We start from the raw sequence: 20,845 nt of genomic DNA on the forward strand, positions 1-20,845 counted from the left end.
TTTTTTCGATGTCTAAAATAAATCGCGTAAGTCTTAGTTAATTGAACTCTAACCCTTATCTGAATCGATTCGTTCTTTCGAAGATGATCTCTAATGCTCTTCTCCCCCGGGGGCGTTAACGATAATAAAAGGAGGTAGCAAGTGACTATTGCTATTGTTATAGGCACACATGGTTGGGCTGCAGAGCAGTTACTTAAAACCGCAGAAATGCTTTTAGGCGAACAGGAAAACGTCGGCTGGATCGATTTCGTTCCCGGTGAAAACGCCGAGACGCTGATAGAAAAATACACCGCACAGCTGGCAAACCTGGATACCCGCAGCGGCGTGCTGTTCCTTGTGGACACATGGGGTGGCAGTCCGTTCAATGCGGCAAGCCGTATTGTGGTTGACAAAGATCTGCATGAAGTCGTGGCCGGGGTCAACATCCCGATGCTGGTTGAGACGCTGATGGCACGCGATGATAACCCGAGCTTTGACGAGCTGGTCGCGCTGGCCGTCGAAACCGGCCGTGAAGGCGTGAAAGCGCTGAAAGCGAAACCGGCCGAAAAAGTTGCTCCGGCCGTGGCTCCCGCTGCTGCGGCACCGAAAGCCGCTGCCCCGCTTAAGCCGATGGGCCCTAACGATTACATGCAGATTGGTCTGGCGCGTATCGACGACCGCCTGATCCACGGCCAGGTTGCCACACGCTGGACTAAAGAGACCAACGTCCAGCGCATCATTGTGGTCAGCGATGAAGTGGCCGCCGATACGGTTCGCAAAACCCTCCTTACCCAGGTGGCTCCGCCGGGCGTGACCGCCCACGTGGTGGATGTCGCAAAAATGATCCGCGTTTATAACAACCCGAAATATGCGGGTGAGCGCGTGATGCTGCTGTTTACCAACCCAACAGACGTCGAACGTATTGTTGAGGAAGGGGTAAAAATCACTTCCGTAAACATCGGTGGCATGGCTTACCGTCAGGGCAAAACGCAGGTGAACAATGCCGTGTCGGTGGACGAAAAAGACATCGACGCGTTCAGGAAACTCAACGATCGTGGGATCGAACTTGAAGTGCGTAAAGTCTCTACCGACCCGAAACTGAAAATGATGGATCTGATCAGCAAAGTGGCGAAATAAGCCGGCGCTGGTTGACAAATTTCACACTTAAGTCTGTTAAAGCTATAGGAGAAGTACAATGGAGATTACCACTCTTCAGATTGTGCTGGTGTTCATCGTCGCGTGTATAGCGGGTATGGAATCCGTACTAGATGAATTTCAGTTTCACCGTCCGCTGGTTGCCTGTACGTTAATCGGCGCCGTTCTCGGCGATATGAAAACCGGTATCATCATCGGTGGTACCCTGGAAATGATCGCTCTGGGCTGGATGAACATCGGTGCAGCCGTTGCGCCGGATGCGGCTCTCGCCTCTATCATCTCTACCGTGCTGGTTATTGCCGGCCATCAAAATATCGGCGCCGGCATTGCGCTGGCTATCCCACTGGCCGCAGCAGGCCAGGTTCTGACCATCATCGTGCGTACTATCACCGTTGCGTTCCAGCATGCGGCGGATAAGGCAGCGGAGAATGGCAACCTGACGGCGCTGTCGTGGATCCACGTGTCGTCCCTGTTCCTGCAGGCCATGCGTATCGCTATCCCTGCGGTCATCGTGGCTATCTCCGTCGGTACCAGCGAAGTTCAGGGCATGCTGAATGCCATTCCTGAAGTGGTCACTAGCGGTCTGAACATTGCAGGCGGCATGATCGTGGTCGTTGGTTATGCGATGGTTATCAACATGATGCGCGCAGGCTACCTGATGCCGTTCTTCTACCTCGGCTTTGTTACCGCGGCATTTACCAACTTCAACCTGGTGGCACTGGGTGTGATTGGTGCGGTAATGGCTATCCTCTACATCCAGCTCAGCCCGAAATATAACCGCGTAGCCGGTAGTGCGCAGGTTGCTGGTAATAACGATCTTGATAACGAACTGGACTAGCAGGTGAGCGAAATGGTTGATATGACTAAAACTACCCCTCAGAAAAAACTGACTGCGGGTGATATTCGTGGCGTGTTCATCCGTTCTAACCTGTTCCAGGGTTCATGGAACTTCGAACGTATGCAGGCGCTGGGCTTCTGCTTCTCTATGGTGCCGGCGATCAAACGTCTTTATCCCGAGAACAACGAAGCGCGTCGTCAGGCGATTAAGCGTCACCTCGAATTCTTTAACACTCATCCTTACGTCGCGGCACCGGTGCTGGGCGTTACTCTGGCGATGGAAGAGCAGCGTGCCAACGGCGCAGAGATTGACGATGGTGCCATCAACGGTATCAAAGTGGGCCTGATGGGGCCGCTGGCGGGCGTGGGTGACCCAATCTTCTGGGGTACCGTCCGTCCGGTCTTTGCCGCACTCGGTGCCGGTATCGCCATGAGCGGTAGCCTGCTGGGTCCTCTGCTGTTCTTTATCCTGTTTAACGTGGTACGTCTGGCAACCCGCTACTACGGCGTGGCGTACGGCTACCGTAAGGGTGTGGATATCGTTCAGGATATGGGCGGCGGTTTCCTGCAGAAACTGACTGAGGGGGCGTCAATCCTCGGCCTGTTTGTGATGGGGGCGCTGGTTAACAAGTGGACGCACGTGAACATCCCGCTGGTGGTGTCAACCATTACCGGTCAGGATGGTCAGACCCGTGTCACCACCGTGCAAACCATCCTTGACCAGCTGATGCCAGGCCTGGTGCCGCTGCTGCTGACCTTCGCCTGTATGTGGCTGCTGCGTAAGAAGGTGAACGCGCTGTGGATCATTGTCGGCTTCTTCGTTATCGGTATCGTAGGTTACGCTATCGGTCTGCTGGGTCTGTAAGTTTTAACTGAATACACCGGGGGCAAGCAGGCCCCCGTTTTTTTATCCGGAGGATGAATGACGGTCACGGACATCGTACTGGTTGTCTTTATTGTTGCCCTTCTGGCGTATGCCCTCTACGACGAATTGATCATGCCCCGCCGCAACGGCAAGACGCTGCTCTCGATCCCTCTTCTGCGCCGCGGTCGCGTTGATGCCATCATCTTTACCGGCCTGCTGATGATCCTCATTTATAACAACGTGATGAGTCAGGGAGCATTACTGACCACATGGTTATTATGTGCCCTGGCATTAATGGGGTTTTATCTGTTCTGGATCCGGGCACCGAAAATAATCTTCAAATCTGCTGGATTCTTTTTCGCCAATGTCTGGATAGAATATAACCGCATTAAAGAGATGAATTTATCGGAAGACGGCGTGTTGGTGATGCAATTAGAGCAGCGACGCCTGCTTATTCGGGTGCGTAATATTGACGACCTGGAAAAGATATACAAACTATTGGTTAAAACTCAGTAAGTTACAATAATAGCACTGGCTATATTTCGACAGCTTTTTCATATGTCATATAGCCATGGCTATATTATTTACCGGAATTCACGCCCTATTATTAACGTTATTTTCACATTAAAATCTAAATGAAAATCGTTATCATTAGGCTATCTGAATAATACTATCCGGTTGTTGTTTTATATTCTCAAAATATGTTAAGGTTGCGCCCGTCGTTGGGGAGTAGCCGATTTCCGGGAGACCGGAAATGTACGTGTCAACATACTCGTTGCAAAACGTGGCACGTACGGATTTTTTTGCATAAAGCGGAGAAATCAGGCGAGACCATAGATGCATCTACTGCTGTTTACTGGGGGCAGTGATGTGTCATATGGATATTCCCGGTCTGGGCACGCTGATGAACCTCTCTGCAACACTTCTTCTGGCCTTTGGTATGTCTATGGATGCCTTTGCTGCTTCCATGGGTAAAGGCGCCACGCTGCATAAACCTAAGTTCTCTGAAGCCCTCCGTACCGGTCTTATCTTCGGTGCTATCGAAACCCTGACCCCGCTGATTGGCTGGGGGCTGGGGATGCTTGCCAGCCAGTTCGTGCTGGAGTGGAACCACTGGATCGCCTTTATTCTGCTGACCTTCCTCGGCGGACGCATGATCATTGAAGGCATGCGTAATGACGTTGAGGAAGACGAGCCTATCCACCGTCACGGCTTCTGGCTGCTGGTTACAACGGCCATCGCCACCAGTCTGGATGCGATGGCCGTCGGCGTGGGGCTGGCTTTCCTGCAGGTGAACATCATTGCCACCGCGCTGGCGATTGGCTGCGCGACCTTTATTATGTCCACCCTGGGTATGATGATTGGCCGGTTTATCGGTCCGCTGTTAGGGAAACGCGCCGAGATCCTCGGCGGTATCGTGTTGATTGGCATTGGCGCTCAGATTATGTGGAGCCACTTCGCCGGTTAACTGACTCGCTGCCAGCAGTGGATGCTAAAATCCGTCTGGCAGCTGAAATTCTCCTGTTTTGCCAGGGCTTCCCACACGCCCGGTTTTGCCCGCCACGCAAACGGCGTCATTTGCAAGAGCGCCACCGCCTCTTTTCCGCTCAACGACATGTTATAAGCCAGCGACTGCGCCTCTTTAAGGGCAAAGCCTGCCAGCTGCTCTGAATGCGGCGCATGCAGCAGCACCTCGTCGTAGATCAGGCCTTTCAGCTCCATCAGGTGACGGGGACCCGGCGTCACGGTGATCACCCAGCCACCCTCCTTCACCACCCGTGCCAGCTCCTCGCCTTTGCAGGGGGCATAGATGCGAACTACCGCATCCATGCTGTTCTCTTCAAAAGGCAGACGGTGGCTGGACGCTACACAGAAGATCACCTGCGGATAGCGTTTCGCCGCCGCACGTATAGCGGATTTAGAGACATCCAGACCAAAGGTCGCAGCGCCTTTTTCCTGTGCGGTTTGGGCAAAAGCCGCCGTGTAATAGCCTTCGCCGCAGCCAATATCGAGAATGGACCTCGCACTATCCGTCAGCAGCGCCGCCAGCTTACCGGCTACCGCGTCGCGCAGGGGCTGATAGTGCCCGGCATCGAGAAAGGCTCTGCGCGCCTGCATCATCTCTGCGCTGTCACCCGGATCGCGGGACCGCTTATGCTGCACCGGCAGCAGATTGACATAGCCCTCTTTCGCCCTATCGAACCGATGCCCCTGTGGGCAGGCGTAACTTTTATCCGAATGCACCAGCGGTGCGTGGCAAAGAGGACAGCAAAATGTCATGGGAACTCCGGGCAATCATAAAGGGCGAAAGTGTACCGCTAATCGCCCCGCTATAAAACGACCTTAACGCATTACAATGAGGTGGCTGGAATCGGGCGGTAATCCGTCAGGCTTGATGTTTTCGATGCGCAGCACGTCCCCCATAATTTGGCTGAATACCGGTGCCGAGACCGCCCCGCCGTAATAGGCGCCGTTTTGCGGATCGTTAATCACCACCGCCAGGGCAAATACAGGGCGGCTGGCCGGCGCGACGCCGGCGGTATAGGCCACATATTTATCGACATAATTGCCGCTATCGTCGATTTTCTTGGCGGTGCCGGTTTTCACCGCCACCCGGTAGTCACGCACCGCGGCTTTAATCCCTCCCCCGCCCGGCAGGGCCACGCTTTCCATCATGTGTTCCACCTCCTGCACAATCGGGGCGGGCATCACCTGAGTGCCAACAACCGGCGGGTCAATACGGGTGATGGAGAGCGGACGCTCCAGACCATAACTGCCGATAGTGGCGTAAACGTGCGCCAGCTGTAACGGCGTGACCATCAGACCGTAGCCGAACGCAAAGGTGGCGCGATCGAGCTGGCTCCAGAATTTACGCTCCGGCAGCAGGCCGCTACTCTCCCCTGTTAACCCGAGGCCGGTGGAGCGGCCAAAACCAAACCCGTGATAGGTATCCAGCAACCGCTGGATCGGCATTGCCAGCGACAGGCGCGACACACCCGTGTCGCTCGATTTTTGCAGGATGCCGGTCAGCGTCAGCTCCGGGTAATAGCCAACGTCGCGGATGCGGTGTCCTGCCAGGGTGTAGGGATGGGTGTCGATCACGCTGTCCGGCTGCACCAGCCCCTGCTGCAATGCGGTCATCAGCACCAGTGGCTTGACGGTGGAGCCGGGTTCAAAGGTGTCGCTGATAGCGCGATTGCGAAAATCGTTCAGCGTCGCCCCTTCGCGATTATTAGGGTTGAAGTCCGGGAAACTGGCCATCGCCAGGATCTCGCCGGTCTGGACCTTGATCAGCACCGCCGCCCCCGACTCCGCTTTATTCCAGGCCACGGCATTGTCCAGCGCATCTTCCGTAATGGTCTGCAGCCGTTCATCAATGCTCAACTGGATGTTATGTGCCGGAACGGACGGTATTTCGGTAATATTTTCGATCACGTGACCATAGCGGTCCTTACGCACGCGGCGCAGACCGGGCTTACCGGTCAGCTGCGCATTGAAGCTTTTTTCGATCCCTTCTATGCCCTTCCCGTCGATATTCGTAAAGCCAATCAGATTGGCCGCCACGTGTCCTGCCGGGTAAAAACGGCGAGTTTCATCGCGCAGGCTGATACCGGGCAGCCTGAGTTTATCGATCCACTGGGCCTGGGCGGGATCCACCTGACGGGCCAGATAGATAAAACGGCCTTGCGGATTGCTGTTGATACGCCCGGCAAGCGTCGGCAGAGAGAGATGCAGCGCGTTGGCTAACGCCTGCCAGCGCTCGTCATATCCGACCCCACCTTTTGCCAGCACCGTTTTCGGATCTGCCCACACCGCGCGCACCGGTACGCTCACGGCCAGCGGTCGCCCGGCCCGGTCCATAATCATCCCTCTGGGTGCGTTGATGGCGACCTCCCTCAGCGATCGCATATCCTCCTGCCTCACCAGCGGGTCGGGTTTAACAATTTGTAGCCAGGCGACACGCCCCAGAAGGAAGATCAGGCTACCTAAAATCACCAGACAGAGGAGGGCAAAACGTAACGGGGTGAAGTTTGCTGCGGGATTGACGGGTTTCTTTTTCACCGGGGCTCCAGGGCTTAATAACAACGCCCTGATTTAACGGCAAATTTGTACAGCAGGGGAGAAAACAATGCTAATACTCTCGCAGCTTTGCAACAAACTGCTAACAGAGACGCATGTGGTAACACTTTGAAAAATATGTATTAAAAAGCCCCGCATATGCGAGGCTTTATTTCTGCAACTGAAACGTCGTAACGCTTCAGATTAGGCAGGGGTTCGATCAGATAGCGGTTACGTTAACTGCAGCCGGACCTTTCTGGCCGTCCTGAATTTCGAACTCAACGTTCTGGCCTTCAGCCAGAGTTTTGAAGCCGTTACCCTGGATTGCAGAGAAATGTACGAATACATCTTTGCTGCCGTCAGCAGGAGTAATGAAACCAAAACCTTTAGACTCGTTGAACCACTTAACTTGACCTTTGATCTTTGCCATTTGCAAAATTCCTTAGAATGTTTTCTTAGCCCGCGGGCATTCACTGAGATAAAACTGAGACATTACTGCATGAGGCACTAATATAAGGTTCGGCAGAGAAGCGGTATTCAACGACAACGTGTTTACTCAGGACTTCTTTACTGAAAATGCCACACATAAACAGAACTGTACCTCGTTTGACCCAAACCGTGTTATCACATACAACTTAAATAATGGCAAGCCATTTTTAAACGTGTCTCGATCAGCCGCACAAATTCGTAGACCGACTTGCCACAATCTGCACAGTAATGCACTTTCAGTGTTTACCGGACAAAAATGTTGCCCGCCCAGTCGCTGTCAGGATAAGCGCTGTTATCAAAGACTTTTTTACATTAGCTCAATAACTTCATGTCGTCCAGCAAGCGAGCCAAGATTCCTGCAAGCGCTATTTCATTTAGAACTTTTCGTGAAAACTTATGCTGAATTGATTGTAACAACAGGCAATTGTTCCCCGAAAAAACATTGTATATCGCTTCGCTTGTTTAACTTATATACACCCGAACGTGGCTTTCCGCTATGCACCAAAATAATGATATTTTTATGAACCTGCTTCAAAAAAAGGCAATCAAAACGTTTCGATAAAAATAAAATATGACATCCGTCGATTTAATACAAAATATGCTCTTATTGAACAACTAATAGTTTACAAGGATAAATATTGACCAATTCGCAGAGGTTGAAAGTTATCGCTACGTGGAGATAACTCTTCCAGTATCTGAGCGAGTTCCCTGACGGGCTCATCGAGAGATTCATTCGCCAGCTCAAACACTCCCCAGTGGACAGGTATTGCCAGCGGCATGCCCAGCTGCTGCCAGAGCCTCACCGCCGCCTGCGGATCCATATGGTGAATAGACATGAACCAGCGCGGTGCATAGGCCCCAACAGGAATGGCTACGGTATCCAGTTTTCCCAGCCGTTCCGGAATGTTCAATAGCTCCGGGGTATAACCAGTATCGCCGCTAAACCAGAAGCGCTGGCTCTGACTCTCAAAAACCCAGCCACACCACAAGGAACGATCGCGATCCCAGAGACTACGCATGCTCCAGTGCTGCGCTGGAACAGCGGTAAACACCAGCCCTTCGAAGATGTAACTTTGCCACCAGTCCAGCTCAATAACCTGTTTCGCTCCACGACGGCGACACCATGCCCCAAGCCCTAAGGGCACAAAAAGGGTCAGTTGAGGGAAACGTCGCAAAAGCTGACGTATCGTTGCGGAATCCAGATGATCGAAATGATTATGGGAAATAACGACGGCATCGACCGGCGGAAGCGCCGCAATGCTTATCGCCGGGGGCGTTTTCCGTATCGGTCCGGCAAACGTCACCGGTGAAGCACGCCGGGAAAACACCGGATCGGTAAGGATGTATTTTCCGTTCAGACGTAACAGCAGGCTGGCGTGACCCAGCCACCAGACGCCGTCCTCTTCAAGAGTATTCAGGGTAACAGGCTGCCACCACTGGCGGATAAAGGCGTCATAACCTTCAGAAGGGGGTTTTGGCAACCCGGCGGCTTTGCGCGCTTTGCGCCAGCGTTCGACATCACCAGGCTGTCGGGCAGGGGCATTCGTATTGCGAAAGCCCTGCGGGGTATGATGCGCGAGGGAGGCGTTATACCAGGGGTTAATCCAGGCCACACACACCTCCTCTGACTGATTAGCGTTCAGCTACCAGACGAATAAAGTCGTCGTCCTGGCTGTTGGCCGTCTCTTCTGGCGCCTTTGGTACTTCTTTCTCTTCCGGTTCGTTGGCCTCGCACAGACGACGCAGCAGCGCATTTTGTCGTTTCTGCAGCTCGACTAACTTCTCCAGCAGTTCAATCTGCTCGTTGGTACGGGAGCTTGCACGATTGACAAAAAACCACAGCACCAGACCTGCAACCAGCAGCACGACCGAGATCGCGAGAGATGCCACGCTGAACATCCCGGAATTTACTAACTCACCCATTTCATCCCCCAATAAAAACGCTTATTTTACCACTCGCGTTCAGGAAGGAAATCACTTGCGATAAAAATGACAGCTACCATGGGATAAACTTATTGATAGAACAAATACCGCTAAAAAATTGTACATCCTGGTCGCACATCACATTGATGGTCTGCGTCCAGAGCAAAACACAGGCCACCAACACTAAAACCAGAATAACCCAGCGTATTTTTTTCACTCCACTCTCCGTACCCTAACTGCCTGATGCCAGGTTATCATGCGCAACTTAAACCATCCCTAACTGTAACGTGAAGGCGATGCTTTCGGAATCATATACTTGTTAAAGTAAGAGTATTGATTAGGCTAAGCTGCAGTTATTCAAAAAAATGAGGTAATGATGCGCTTTTTTATTCGCACATTGATTGTTATAGCACTCGTCTGGACGGGGTTGTTGCTCGCAGGCTATGGCGTATTGACCGGCAGTAAAGAGACTGCGGCTGGGCTAGGCATCCAGTGCCACTATCTCACCGCGCGTGGTATTAGTACTACACAGTATATTCATTCAGACAGCGGAATTATCGGCCTCTCCCGCTGCCCGCTCCTGCGAAAGAGCGACACTGTGATCGATAACGGTTGATCCGTTGCATAAAAAAACGCCGCCATAAGGCAGCGTTTTTTTATTGCTGTCTCAATCAGAACGGATAGTCGTTGTAACCCATCTGCTCGGAGATTTTACGGGCCGCCGTGTGCAGCATTTCAACGTACTCGTGCAGATGCTCTTCAGAGAAACGCAGCGTCGGGAAGGAGATACTCAGACCGGCAATCACCACACCGAAACGGTCGAATACCGGCACGCCGATGCAGCGCAAGCCCTCTTCCTGCTCCTGGTTATCTTCGCCATACCCCTGCTCCCGCACTTTATCCAGCACCTGTAACAGCTCTTCGGTAGTGGTAATAGTGCGTTCAGTGCTACGTTTATACTCCACGTTCTCGAGGATCTGCTTCACCTCATCACGGTCACGCCAGGCCAGCAGGACTTTACCGATAGCGGTACTGTACAGCGGGTTGCGACGACCAATGCGGGAGTACATACGCAGGTTATACATAGAGTCGATTTTATGGATATAGACGATACTGTCTTCATCCAGCGCCCCCAGGTGCACCGTCTCTTTCGTCAGACGCGACAGCTCACGCATCTGGATATCCGCGCTACGGATCAGATCCACGTTCTGCAGCGCGCGTGCGCCCAGTTCAAATAGCTTCAGGGTCAGAGAGTACTTTTCAGACTCGCCTTCCTGTGCCACATAACCCAGTGATTTCATGGTCTGTAAAAAGCGATAAACGGTGCTTTTTGACATCATTACACGCTGGGACAGCTCAGTAATACCAATTTCGCGCTCTTCTCCAAGCGCCTGCAGGATGCCGAACACCTTTAACACGGATGAAACAGAATCTGGCTGTTTATCCAAATCCGCGATTGCCATTAATCACCTCAACGCAAGTGTTTTATAAAATTCAGAACCGGTTTTTATTATAAATTCGCTCCTCCGATGCTGCAATCAATCCTGGCTTACCTGGTTACAAATCTGCGACATACAACAGAAATAACAGTGATAATATCGTTACCCTGTTAATAATAACCGTCAATACTCATTCATTCTCATGACCAAAACCTTCACAGATGGCCTGCCGTTGCCGCAACGTTACGGTGCCATTGCGACCATTATTATCGGTATTTCAATGGCGGTACTTGATGGCGCTATCGCCAACGTCGCGCTGCCGACGATAGCCAGCGACCTGAATGCCTCCCCTGCCAGCTCGATATGGATAGTTAACGCTTATCAGATAGCTATTGTTATCTCCCTGCTTTCGTTCTCTTTTCTCGGGGATATGTTTGGTTACCGCCGGGTTTATCAGTGCGGTCTGGTCGTCTTTACGCTCACGTCCCTCTTTTGCGCCCTCTCAGACACGCTGCACATGCTGACGCTGGCACGTATCGCGCAGGGGTTTGGCGGCGCGGCGCTGATGAGCGTCAATACTGCGTTGATTCGTCTTATCTACCCCCAGCGGCATCTGGGCAGAGGCATGGGGATCAACTCTTTTATCGTTGCAGTGTCGTCCGCGGCGGGTCCGACAATCGCGGCAGCGATCCTCTCGGTAGCCTCCTGGCAATGGCTGTTTTTAATTAACGTTCCGCTTGGGATCGTGGCGTTACTGTTCGCTCTGCGTTTTTTACCGGCTAACGGTCCGAAGAGCAGCATGCCAAAATTTGATCTGCCGAGTGCAGTGATGAATGCCCTTACCTTTGGTCTGCTGATTACCGCCCTGAGCGGTTTCGCCCAGGGTCAGTCGCTGCTGTTGATTGCAGGCGAGGTCGTGGCGCTGCTGATGGTAGGCTTCTTCTTCGTGCGTCGGCAACTGGCGCTGCCGGTACCGTTGCTGCCGGTGGATCTGCTGCGCATACCGCTTTTCTCTCTCTCTATCTGCACCTCCATCTGCTCCTTCTGCGCGCAGATGCTGGCTATGGTCTCTCTACCCTTCTTCCTGCAAAGCGTCATTGGCCGCTCGGAAGTAGAAACGGGGCTGCTGTTAACGCCCTGGCCGCTGGCCACCATGGTAATGGCGCCGCTGGCAGGCTATCTGATTGAGCGTGTGCATGCGGGATTACTGGGCGCGCTGGGAATGGTGGTGATGGCGACAGGACTTTTCGCCCTCGCCCTGCTGCCCGCGGCACCGCACGATCTGGATATTATCTGGCGGATGGTGCTGTGCGGGGCGGGTTTTGGCCTGTTCCAGTCACCGAATAACCATACCATTATTACTTCAGCCCCTCGCCATCGCAGCGGCGGTGCTAGCGGGATGCTGGGGACTGCCCGATTGCTGGGACAGAGTACTGGTGCGGCGCTGGTCGCCTTACTGTTCAACCTGGCCGGTCAAAGCGGCACGCATCTGGCGCTGCTGACCGCCGGCACGCTGGCCACCGTCGCGGCTATCATCAGCGGGCTACGGGTGACGCAGCCACGTTCGCAGGCATAAAAAAAGCGCGTCCTTAGACGCGCTTTTTTATTATTAACCACAACCGTTATTTCAGGTATTCACCGTTACGCAGCGCTTCAATACGCTTATCAAGCGGTGGGTGAGACATGAACATCTCGCTCAGCGATTTTGATTTACCGTTGATGCAGAATGCCATCATGCTTGAGGCTTCCTGCGGCTCATAGCTGGTTTTCAGACGCTGCAACGCAGCAATCATCTTCTCGCGCCCCACCAGTTTGGCTGAACCCGCATCCGCATGGAATTCACGATGACGGGAGAACCACATGGTGATGATGCTCGCCAGGATACCAAATACCAGTTCCAGCACCATGGAGACCGCAAAGTAGATCAGGGGGTTACCGTTACTCGATTCGCCTTCCTCACGATCGCCACCCATAAAGCCTGCGGCAATCTGCGCAATAATACGCGAAATAAAGATCACAAAGGTGTTCACCACCCCCTGAATCAGGGTCATGGTAACCATATCGCCGTTGGCAATGTGGCTGATCTCATGGGCGATAACCGCTTCGGCTTCATCACGGCTCATGTTCTGCAACAGGCCGGTACTCACCGCAACCAGAGAAGCGTCACGACGCGCCCCGGTAGCGAAGGCGTTAATATCCGGCGCGTGATAAATCGCAACCTGCGGCATGGCGATACCCGCCTGACGGGACTGGTTGGCGACGGTGGTCATCAGCCAGTGTTCCATATCGTTACGCGGTTGCTCGATAACCTCACCGCCAACGGACTTAAGTGCCATCCACTTTGACATCAGCAGTGAGATAAAGGAGCCACCAAAACCAAACAGCAGCGCCATAATCAACAAACCCTGAACGCTGCTCGACTGAATTCCTGTCAGGCTGAGAACCAGCCCAAATACCACCATGACCGCAAGGTTGGTGAGCAGGAAGAGCGCGATTCGCATCATAATATTCTTTTAACCTCAGTTTAACAAAACGCACTATGCGATTACCCACATCGTATGGGTATTCCGTATATTTTCAAGGATTGCAGCGGCGTAAGTCACCAGAAAGACACAACTTTACATAATGAAATGACTGACTGACGGCAGAATGCGGTTAACAAAAAAACAGGCACAATTTCTTGTGCCTGTCAGGGGTGATTATTTAGCCGGAGCGGGATTTCCGGCTGGCTTGTCTTTTTCCAGTTTCGCCAAATCGATGGCGATCTTCACCGTCTCATCGAGATACGGATCGGGCTCCTGGTAATCCTTCGGCAGGTCGTCCAGTTTTTTGAGGACGGGCTTACCTTCACGTTTGAAGCGGTCATTGATACGCGCCAGACGTGTTGCATCATCCTCTTCGTTCTCTTTCAGACGCTGAGCGTAATTCAGAGAGACGATATTGCGTTTTGCTTTCAGGGCGTTGAAGCGGGCAATATCCTTGACGATGTACTGGAACTCAGGATCTTTAGCGATGCGCTCGTCGTGCTGCTTCAGGAGCGCTGGTCCAAATGGTGTCATGTCGCCCGACTTCACATAGGTGGCAGCGTTAACGCTATCCCACGGCAGCGCGTTGTCTTCGAACTTCTCGCCGGTTTCGGTCTCTTCAGTGCCTGTCGGCATGATGATATCCGGGGTCACGCCTTTACGCTGGGTGCTGCCGCCATTCACGCGATAGAACTTCTGGATAGTGTACTGCACCGAGCCCAGCGCTGGCCATTCCGGACGCAGCATCTGATCGTAAATACGGTTCAGGGAGCGATACTGTTGCACCGTACCTTTACCAAAGGTCGGTTCACCAACAATCAGCGCACGGCTGTAGTCCTGCATGGCGGCGGCAAAGATCTCCGATGCCGAAGCACTGAAGCGATCGACCAGCACCACCAGCGGACCTTTGTAGTACACAACACCATCGGTATCAGCGTCTTCACGCACTTTACCGTTGTTATCACGTACCTGTACCACCGGACCGGACGGAATAAACAGACCCGACAGCGAAACCGCTTCGGTCAGGGCGCCGCCGCCATTGGTACGCAGATCGATAATAACGCTCTTAACGTTTTGTTTTTCAAGCTTCTGCAGCTGAACTTTGACGTCGTCCGTCAGGCCCACGTAGAAACCTGGAATATCCAGCACGCCAACCTTATCTTTACCCACGGTTTTCACCGACATTTTCACCGCGCGATCTTCCAGACGGATACGCTCGCGGGTCAGGGTAACGATACGGGTCTTGGTGCCTTTACCTGCAGGCAGAATTTCCAGACGGACTTTGCTGCCTTTCGGCCCTTTGATCAGCGCAACAACGTCATCAAGGCGCCAGCCGATGACATCGACCATATTCTGGCCAACCTGTCCGACACCCACAATACGATCGCCCACGCTAATCGCCTTGCTCTTGGCAGCCGGACCGCCGGCAACCATGGAGTTGATGACGGTGTAATCGTCGTCCATCTGCAGCACCGCGCCGATCCCTTCAAGAGAGAGGCTCATTTCGGTGTTGAACTGCTCGGTATTGCGCGGGGAGAGATAGTTGGTGTGCGGATCGATTTCGTGCGCGAAGGCCGTCATCGCCAGGGAGAACACATCTTCACTGTTGGTCTGCGCCAGGCGACGAATGGCAAATTTGTAGCGGCGGGTCAGCGTTTCGCGGATCTCTTTCTCATCTTTACCGGTGAGTTTGAGGCTCAGCTCATCGTACTTCACTTTGCTGTCCCACAGCTGATTCAGCTCGGCTTCATCTTTTGGCCACGGCGACTTACTGCGGTCAAGATTAAAGGTGTCGTTACCCGTGAAGTCCATCGGACGTTCAAGCACCTTAAGCGCGTACTGATAGCGCTCAAAACGGCGTTTCTGCGACAGGTTATACAGGTCGTAGAACAGATCCAGCTTGCCGCTGCGTAACTCATCTCCAACCTGAGACTGCTTTTTAGCAAATTGCTCGACATCGCTCGCCAGCAGTACGTTATGACTGTAGTCCAGCAGATTCAGATAGCGGTCGAAAATTTTTGTCGAAAAAGCCTGGTCGAGATCGAACTGACGATAGTGCGAACGGGTGAAGCGCGACGTCACGCGCTCACTGACCGTCGCGTGCTGCGTCTCTTCCTTCAGAACAGGAATTTGATCAGCACGCGTAATCTCGTCCACAGCGAAAGCGTGGCCTGTTATCGCAAACAGGCCAGCCAGCGCGGTGAGCTTAAAAAATGTGTTCATGCCGGGCTTGGCCTCCGTTTTAGAACAACAAGTGTTCTGCGCGTACAATCATTGACAGACCAGAAGTCAGCTGTACACGAACGCCATCTTTGGTGATTTCCAGTACGGTGGCATCCATAGCATTGTTACCCGCTTTAACCTTCAGAGACTGACCGACGCTCAGGGCGGTAATGTCAGAAACCGGAGTGTGGCGCGGCTCTTCACGAGGCGCACGCGGGGCTTTTGCCGCCGGTTGCTCAGCACGTGGCTTACGCTCGGTATTTTCTTTGCGACGCGGTGCAGGGCGTGGCTTGCGTTCACGGCGAGGCGCGTCTTCCTGGCCATTGGCCGCGGCAGCTTCGCGTTTTTTAGCCTGCTGTTCAGCACGCTGCGCCTGTACTCGCGCTTTGGCTTCTTCAAGCTGCTTACGCGCGTGCTCTACGTGTTGCTCATCCAGCACACCGCAAGGGTTGCCGTCGAGATCAACACGCGTCGCGCCCGCTTTGATACCGTAAAGGTAACGCCAGCTCGAGGTATAAAGACGTAAGGCGGAGCGGAGTTGGGTTTTGCTGAGGTTCATCTCACCTTCAACACGCTCTACCAGATCCTGAAAAATACCAATTTTCAGGGGACGAGCTTCGCCTTCGGCACTAAAACATTGAGGAAAACGTTCGGCCAAAAACGCGATAACTTCTTTACTGCTATTCAACTTAGGTTGATTTTCCATGAAATTTCCTGATTACAACGGACGTTGCCGACAAGCCGCAGGCATGAACAGGCGTCATTATAATGACGCCATCGGTAAATGCTACGTTATCCGTTGATTATCCTGCGACGCTCGCAAAGAATTTATGATAATCGGTCGCGGCGAGAACGTTTTCAAGCTTCGCCACCAGCTCGCGCAGCCCCTGTTCATCCTCGGATGTAAAGCGATTAAAGACAGTGCTGTCGATGTCCAGAACACCAATTATCTGATTATTCACTTTCAGAGGAAGGACGATTTCCGCGTTGCTGGCGCTGTCGCAGGCGATGTGCCCGTCGAACGCATGCACGTCATCCACACGCTGCACCTGGTTTTGCGCCACCGCCGTACCGCAAACACCGCGCCCTACCGGAATACGCACGCAGGCCAGTTTGCCCTGGAAGGGCCCCAGCACCAGCGTATCGCCTTCCAGCAGATAAAAACCGGCCCAGTTCACATCGGACAGACGTTCAAAAAGTAACGCGCTGGTATTTGCCAGGGTGGCTAAGAAACTGGTTTCACCTGCCATCAATGCCTGAAAGTCACGGTTTAAGTCCGCGTAGAATTCTGTTTTGTTCATTATTCAATCACTTGGTTGTCTTACAAAATTACAGCATAGCCTATTAAAATACGCATTATTTACGTTCATGCTCAAGATGAATCAATTCATGAGTTAAGATAACTATTAACTATCCTTTTTTAGCGCGACCGATGGCTCTTAAATCAACGAAAATTACGCCGACGAAAAAGATCACTGTGCATACGGTTGGCGATGCGCTGCCCCGAGCACATTATCAGCGTTGTCCGCAATGCGATACGCTTTTTACGTTGCCAAAGATGAAATCATACCAAAGTGCTTTCTGCCCGCGCTGCAACGCAAAAATCCGTGATGGCCGCGACTGGTCATTGACCCGGCTGGCGGCAATGGCTGTGACCATGATGCTGCTGATGCCCTTCGCCTGGAGCGAACCGTTACTCCGGCTACATCTGCTGGGTGTACGCATCGACGCTAACCTGTTGCAGGGAATCTGGCAGATGACCCGCCAGGGCGATCCCCTCACGGCATCCATGGTGCTGTTCTGCACCGTCGGCGCGCCGGTGGTGCTGGTGGCGGCTATAGCCTATCTGTGGTTCGGCAATATTCTGGGCATGAACCTGCGCCCGGTGCTCCTGATGCTCGAGAAGCTCAAGGAGTGGGTGATGCTGGATATCTACCTGGTAGGGATCGTTGTCGCTTCAATCAAAGTGCAGGACTATGCTTACCTGCAGCCGGGGAGCGGCCTGTTCGCCTTTATCGCGCTGGTGATATTGAGCGTACTGACCCTAATCCACCTGAACGTGGAGCAGCTTTGGGAACGCTTTTACCCGCAGCGCCCCGCTACCCGCTACGACCCGAACCTGCGGGTCTGTCTGGGCTGTCACTATACCGGTCTGCCCGACGGACGCGGTCGCTGCCCGCGCTGCCATATCCCCCTGCGTCTGCGGCGACATAATAGTCTGCAAAAATGCTGGGCGGCGCTGATCGCCTCGCTGGTGTTTCTGATCCCGGCTAACCTGATGCCAATCTCGGTGATTTATGTCAACGGCGCGCGACAAGAGGACACCATCATGTCGGGCATCGTCTCGCTGGCGCACAGTAATATTGCCGTGGCGGCCGTAGTATTTATCGCCAGTATTCTGGTGCCCTTTACCAAAGTAGTGGTGATGTTTACCCTGCTCGTTAGCATTCATTTCAAATGTGAACAGGGGCTAAGAACCCGCATACTGTTGTTGCGTTTCGTTACCTGGATTGGCCGCTGGTCAATGCTGGATCTGTTTGTTATTGCGTTAATGATGTCGCTGATCAATCGCGATCAGCTCCTTGCTTTTACTATGGGACCCGCAGCGTTCTATTTCGGCACTGCGGTGATTTTGACTATTCTTGCAGTGGAATGGCTGGATAGCCGCTTACTTTGGGATGCACATGAGTCAGGAAACGCCAGCTTCGCCGACTGAAGCGCGAGTTAAAACAAAACGCCGTATTTCGCCATTCTGGTTACTGCCGATTATTGCTTTGATGATCGCAGGCTGGTTAATCTGGACCAGTTACGAAGATCGCGGTAATACCATCACTATCGATTTCCAGAGCGCCGACGGTATCGTTGCGGGCCGTACGCCCGTAAGATTTCAGGGTGTTGAAGTGGGCACCGTCCAGGATGTTTCGCTGGATAAGAACCTCAATAAAATCGAGGTTCGCGCCAGCATCAAGTCCGATATGAAAGATGCCCTGCGCGAAGAGACGCAGTTCTGGCTGGTCACCCCCAAAGCCTCGCTGGCGGGCGTGTCCGGCCTGGATGCGCTGGTCGGGGGTAACTATATTGGCATGATGCCGGGTAAAGGCGAACCGAAGGATCACTTTACCGCCCTGGATACGCAGCCGCGCTACCGGCTCAACAACGGCGATCTGATGATCCATCTGCACGCGTCAGATCTGGGCTCCCTAAACAGCGGCTCGGTGGTCTATTTCCGTAAGATCCCCGTCGGTCGGGTATATGACTATGCCATCACCCCCAATAAGCAGGGGGTGGTGATCGATGTGCTGATTGAACGACGCTTCACTTCGCTGGTGAAAAAAGGCAGCCGCTTCTGGAACGTCTCCGGCGTGGATGCCGACCTGAGCCTGAGCGGGGCGAAAGTGAAGCTGGAGAGCCTGGCGGCGCTGGTAAACGGCGCTATCGCCTTCGACTCTCCGGAAGGCTCTGAGCCCGCCACCCAGGAAGATAATTTCGGTCTGTACAAAGACCTGGCCCACAGCCAGCGCGGTGTGATTGTGAAGCTCACCCTCCCCTCTGCCGACGGTCTGAAGGCGGACTCCACGCCGCTGATGTATCAGGGGCTGCAGGTTGGACAGCTTACCAAAATGACGCTCAATCCTGGCGGTCTGGTGACCGGTGAGATGACCGTTGACCCCAGCGTGGTCGATCTGCTGCGCAAAAACACGCGCATCGAATTGCGCACGCCGAAACTGTCGCTGAGCAACCCCAGCGTCAGCAGTCTGCTGACTGGCAGTACGTTTGAACTTATTCCCGGCGGCGGAGAACCGGTCAATCAGTTTGTTATCGCCCCGGCCGATAAGGCATTGCTGCAAAAACCCGGCGTTTTGACCGTCTCACTTAACGCACCGGAAAGCTACGGTATCGATGCCGGTCAACCGCTGATACTGCACGGGGTGCAGATTGGCCAGGTGCTTGAGCGCAACTTAACCAATAAAGGCGTCACTTTCGCGGTGGCGATTGACCCGCAGTACCGCGAGCTGGTGCATGGTGACAGTAAATTTGTGGTCAACAGCCGGGTGGATGTCAAAGTCGGGCTTGATGGCGTCGAGTTCCTGGCGGCCAGCGCCAGCGAGTGGATCAGCGGCGGGATCCGTATCCTGCCGGGTGAGAAAGGCGCCATGCGTGACAGCTATCCGCTGTATGCCAACCTGGATAAAGCCCTGGAGAACAGCCTGAGCGACCTGCCGACCACTACCCTGACGCTGGTGGCGGACTCCCTGCCGGATGTGCAGGCCGGCTCGGTGGTGCTGTATCGCAAATTTGAAGTGGGGGAAGTGATCACCGTGCGCCCGCGCGCCAACGCCTTCGATATCGAACTGCATATCAAGCCGGAATACCGCAAGCTGTTAACCAGCAACAGCGTGTTCTGGGCCGAAGGCGGGGCTAAAGTGCAGCTCAACGGCAGCGGCCTGACGGTGCAGGCCTCTCCGCTCTCCCGTGCCCTGCGCGGAGCCATCAGCTTTGATAACCTGAGCGGGGCCAGCGCCAGCCAGCGTAAAGGCGACAAACGGATCCTCTATCCGTCAGAGACCGCAGCGCGCGCGGTCGGCGGCCAGATCACCCTTCACGCCTTCGATGCGGGCAAGCTCGCCGAAGGGATGCCAATACGCTATCTGGGGATTGATATCGGGCAGATCCAGAACCTGAAGCTGATCACCGCCCGCAATGAAGTGCAGGCAACAGCGGTGCTGTATCCGGAATATGTCGATAACTTCGCCCGCGCCGGGACGCGCTTCTCGGTGATCACCCCGCAGATTTCCGCCGCGGGTGTTGAGCATCTCGACACAATTCTCCAGCCTTATATCAACGTCGAGCCCGGGCAGGGTAAAGCGCGCCGCGACTTTGAACTGCAGGAGGCAACTATCACCGACTCACGCTATCTCGATGGCCTGAGTATCGTGGTGGAAGTGCCGGATGCGGCGTCGCTCGCTATCGGTACGCCGGTGCTGTTCCGCGGAATGGAAGTGGGTACGGTGACGGGGCTGACGCTGGGAACGCTCTCCGACCGGGTGATGGTGGCCCTGCGTATCAGCGATCGCTATCAGCACCTGGTGCGCAATAACTCGGTCTTCTGGCTGGCGTCGGGCTATTCCCTCGACTTTGGACTGACCGGCGGCGTGGTGAAAACCGGTACCTTTAATCAGTTTATCCGCGGCGGTATCGCCTTTGCGACGCCACCGGGCACCCCGCTGGCGCCAAAATCCCAGCCCGGCAAGCACTTCCTGCTGCAGGAGAGCGAGCCGAAAGAGTGGCGTACCTGGGGAACTGCCCTGCCACGATAATCCCTGGGTTCCGGTGTCAACCCACCGGAGCCT

At 53.9% G+C, this 20,845-nt stretch carries 20 protein-coding genes and 1 pseudogene; 9 read left to right on the forward strand and 12 right to left on the reverse strand.

Features of this window, described 5'->3' with window-relative positions; genetic code table 11:
• Positions 1–141 precede the first annotated feature (141 nt).
• From manX to mntP, 5 genes are all read left to right on the forward strand, one after another.
• The gene (gene manX / locus MXM41_RS04080; protein ID WP_325930037.1) at positions 142–1,116 is read left to right on the forward strand and encodes a PTS mannose transporter subunit IIAB; all 975 of its coding nucleotides are present in this window, start codon (positions 142–144) and stop codon (positions 1,114–1,116) included.
• Between the two features lie 58 nt (positions 1,117–1,174).
• Positions 1,175–1,972, forward strand: coding sequence for a PTS mannose/fructose/sorbose transporter subunit IIC (locus tag MXM41_RS04085; protein WP_103180025.1), 798 nt, complete (start codon positions 1,175–1,177; stop codon positions 1,970–1,972).
• A gap of 12 nt (positions 1,973–1,984) precedes the next feature.
• Entirely contained in the window at positions 1,985–2,836 is an 852-nt protein-coding gene (locus MXM41_RS04090) for a PTS mannose transporter subunit IID (protein WP_325930040.1), read from the forward strand.
• A gap of 57 nt (positions 2,837–2,893) precedes the next feature.
• Complete coding sequence (locus MXM41_RS04095; RefSeq protein WP_325930041.1) at positions 2,894–3,352, forward strand: DUF986 family protein; 459 nt, start codon at positions 2,894–2,896, stop codon at positions 3,350–3,352.
• A gap of 388 nt (positions 3,353–3,740) precedes the next feature.
• The gene (mntP, locus tag MXM41_RS04100; protein ID WP_325930849.1) at positions 3,741–4,304 is read left to right on the forward strand and encodes a manganese efflux pump MntP; all 564 of its coding nucleotides are present in this window, start codon (positions 3,741–3,743) and stop codon (positions 4,302–4,304) included.
• Here mntP and rlmA read toward each other — a convergent pair.
• From rlmA to mgrB, 7 genes and pseudogenes are all read right to left on the reverse strand, one after another.
• Positions 4,301–5,116, reverse strand: coding sequence for a 23S rRNA (guanine(745)-N(1))-methyltransferase (gene rlmA / locus MXM41_RS04105; protein ID WP_325930042.1), 816 nt, complete (start codon positions 5,114–5,116; stop codon positions 4,301–4,303). The two genes, mntP and rlmA, sit on opposite strands and share 4 nt — an antisense overlap.
• Positions 5,117–5,179: 63 nt before the next feature.
• Positions 5,180–6,898 (reverse strand): peptidoglycan glycosyltransferase FtsI, encoded by a 1,719-nt coding sequence (gene ftsI, locus MXM41_RS04110; protein WP_325930043.1) that lies wholly within the window; start codon positions 6,896–6,898, stop codon positions 5,180–5,182.
• A gap of 217 nt (positions 6,899–7,115) precedes the next feature.
• A complete protein-coding gene (gene cspE / locus MXM41_RS04115; RefSeq protein WP_001062678.1) occupies positions 7,116–7,325 on the reverse strand; it encodes a transcription antiterminator/RNA stability regulator CspE in 210 nt (69 codons plus the stop codon).
• Positions 7,326–7,337: 12 nt separating this feature from the next.
• Positions 7,338–7,482, reverse strand: a pseudogene (locus MXM41_RS04120) (DUF2627 domain-containing protein).
• Positions 7,483–8,007: 525 nt separating this feature from the next.
• On the reverse strand, positions 8,008–8,997 hold the full coding sequence (locus tag MXM41_RS04125) for an MBL fold metallo-hydrolase (protein WP_325930044.1): 990 nt from the start codon (positions 8,995–8,997) through the stop codon (positions 8,008–8,010).
• A gap of 19 nt (positions 8,998–9,016) precedes the next feature.
• Positions 9,017–9,307, reverse strand: coding sequence for a YebO family protein (locus MXM41_RS04130; protein ID WP_325930046.1), 291 nt, complete (start codon positions 9,305–9,307; stop codon positions 9,017–9,019).
• Between the two features lie 73 nt (positions 9,308–9,380).
• Positions 9,381–9,524 (reverse strand): PhoP/PhoQ regulator MgrB, encoded by a 144-nt coding sequence (gene mgrB, locus MXM41_RS04135; RefSeq protein ID WP_103180034.1) that lies wholly within the window; start codon positions 9,522–9,524, stop codon positions 9,381–9,383.
• Positions 9,525–9,683: 159 nt separating this feature from the next.
• Here mgrB and MXM41_RS04140 point away from each other — a divergent pair, with 159 nt between their 5' ends.
• Positions 9,684–9,923: a YobH family protein gene (locus tag MXM41_RS04140; protein WP_325930850.1), complete on the forward strand. Its 240-nt coding sequence runs from the start codon at positions 9,684–9,686 to the stop codon at positions 9,921–9,923.
• A gap of 55 nt (positions 9,924–9,978) precedes the next feature.
• Here the strand turns inward: MXM41_RS04140 and kdgR are convergent, their stop codons facing one another.
• Positions 9,979–10,770, reverse strand: a complete 792-nt coding sequence (gene kdgR, locus MXM41_RS04145; RefSeq protein WP_039030796.1) for a DNA-binding transcriptional regulator KdgR — start codon at positions 10,768–10,770, stop codon at positions 9,979–9,981.
• Positions 10,771–10,948: 178 nt separating this feature from the next.
• Between kdgR and MXM41_RS04150 the strand changes: the two genes are divergently transcribed.
• Positions 10,949–12,322, forward strand: a complete 1,374-nt coding sequence (locus tag MXM41_RS04150; protein WP_325930047.1) for an MFS transporter — start codon at positions 10,949–10,951, stop codon at positions 12,320–12,322.
• A 46-nt stretch (positions 12,323–12,368) separates the two neighbouring features.
• Here the strand turns inward: MXM41_RS04150 and htpX are convergent, their stop codons facing one another.
• The 4 genes from htpX to MXM41_RS04170 form a co-directional block, all read right to left on the reverse strand.
• Positions 12,369–13,250, reverse strand: coding sequence for a protease HtpX (gene htpX / locus MXM41_RS04155; protein WP_325930048.1), 882 nt, complete (start codon positions 13,248–13,250; stop codon positions 12,369–12,371).
• 195 nt (positions 13,251–13,445) lie between these two features.
• Positions 13,446–15,494 carry a carboxy terminal-processing peptidase gene (gene prc, locus MXM41_RS04160; RefSeq protein ID WP_325930050.1) on the reverse strand — a complete coding sequence of 683 codons (2,049 nt, stop codon included), beginning with the start codon at positions 15,492–15,494 and terminating at the stop codon, positions 13,446–13,448.
• A gap of 19 nt (positions 15,495–15,513) precedes the next feature.
• The gene (gene proQ, locus MXM41_RS04165) at positions 15,514–16,200 is read right to left on the reverse strand and encodes an RNA chaperone ProQ (RefSeq protein WP_325930051.1); all 687 of its coding nucleotides are present in this window, start codon (positions 16,198–16,200) and stop codon (positions 15,514–15,516) included.
• A gap of 97 nt (positions 16,201–16,297) precedes the next feature.
• On the reverse strand, positions 16,298–16,795 hold the full coding sequence (locus MXM41_RS04170) for a GAF domain-containing protein (protein WP_325930052.1): 498 nt from the start codon (positions 16,793–16,795) through the stop codon (positions 16,298–16,300).
• Positions 16,796–16,926: 131 nt separating this feature from the next.
• Between MXM41_RS04170 and yebS the strand changes: the two genes are divergently transcribed.
• Positions 16,927–18,210 carry a membrane integrity lipid transport subunit YebS gene (yebS, locus tag MXM41_RS04175; protein ID WP_325930053.1) on the forward strand — a complete coding sequence of 428 codons (1,284 nt, stop codon included), beginning with the start codon at positions 16,927–16,929 and terminating at the stop codon, positions 18,208–18,210.
• On the forward strand, positions 18,179–20,812 hold the full coding sequence (locus tag MXM41_RS04180) for a PqiB family protein (protein WP_325930054.1): 2,634 nt from the start codon (positions 18,179–18,181) through the stop codon (positions 20,810–20,812). Before yebS ends, MXM41_RS04180 begins: the two co-directional genes overlap by 32 nt.
• Positions 20,813–20,845: the final 33 nt, after the last annotated feature.

The organism is Leclercia adecarboxylata (genome assembly GCF_035787115.1).
In the GTDB taxonomy this organism is placed as follows: domain Bacteria; phylum Pseudomonadota; class Gammaproteobacteria; order Enterobacterales; family Enterobacteriaceae; genus Enterobacter; species Enterobacter adecarboxylatus_E.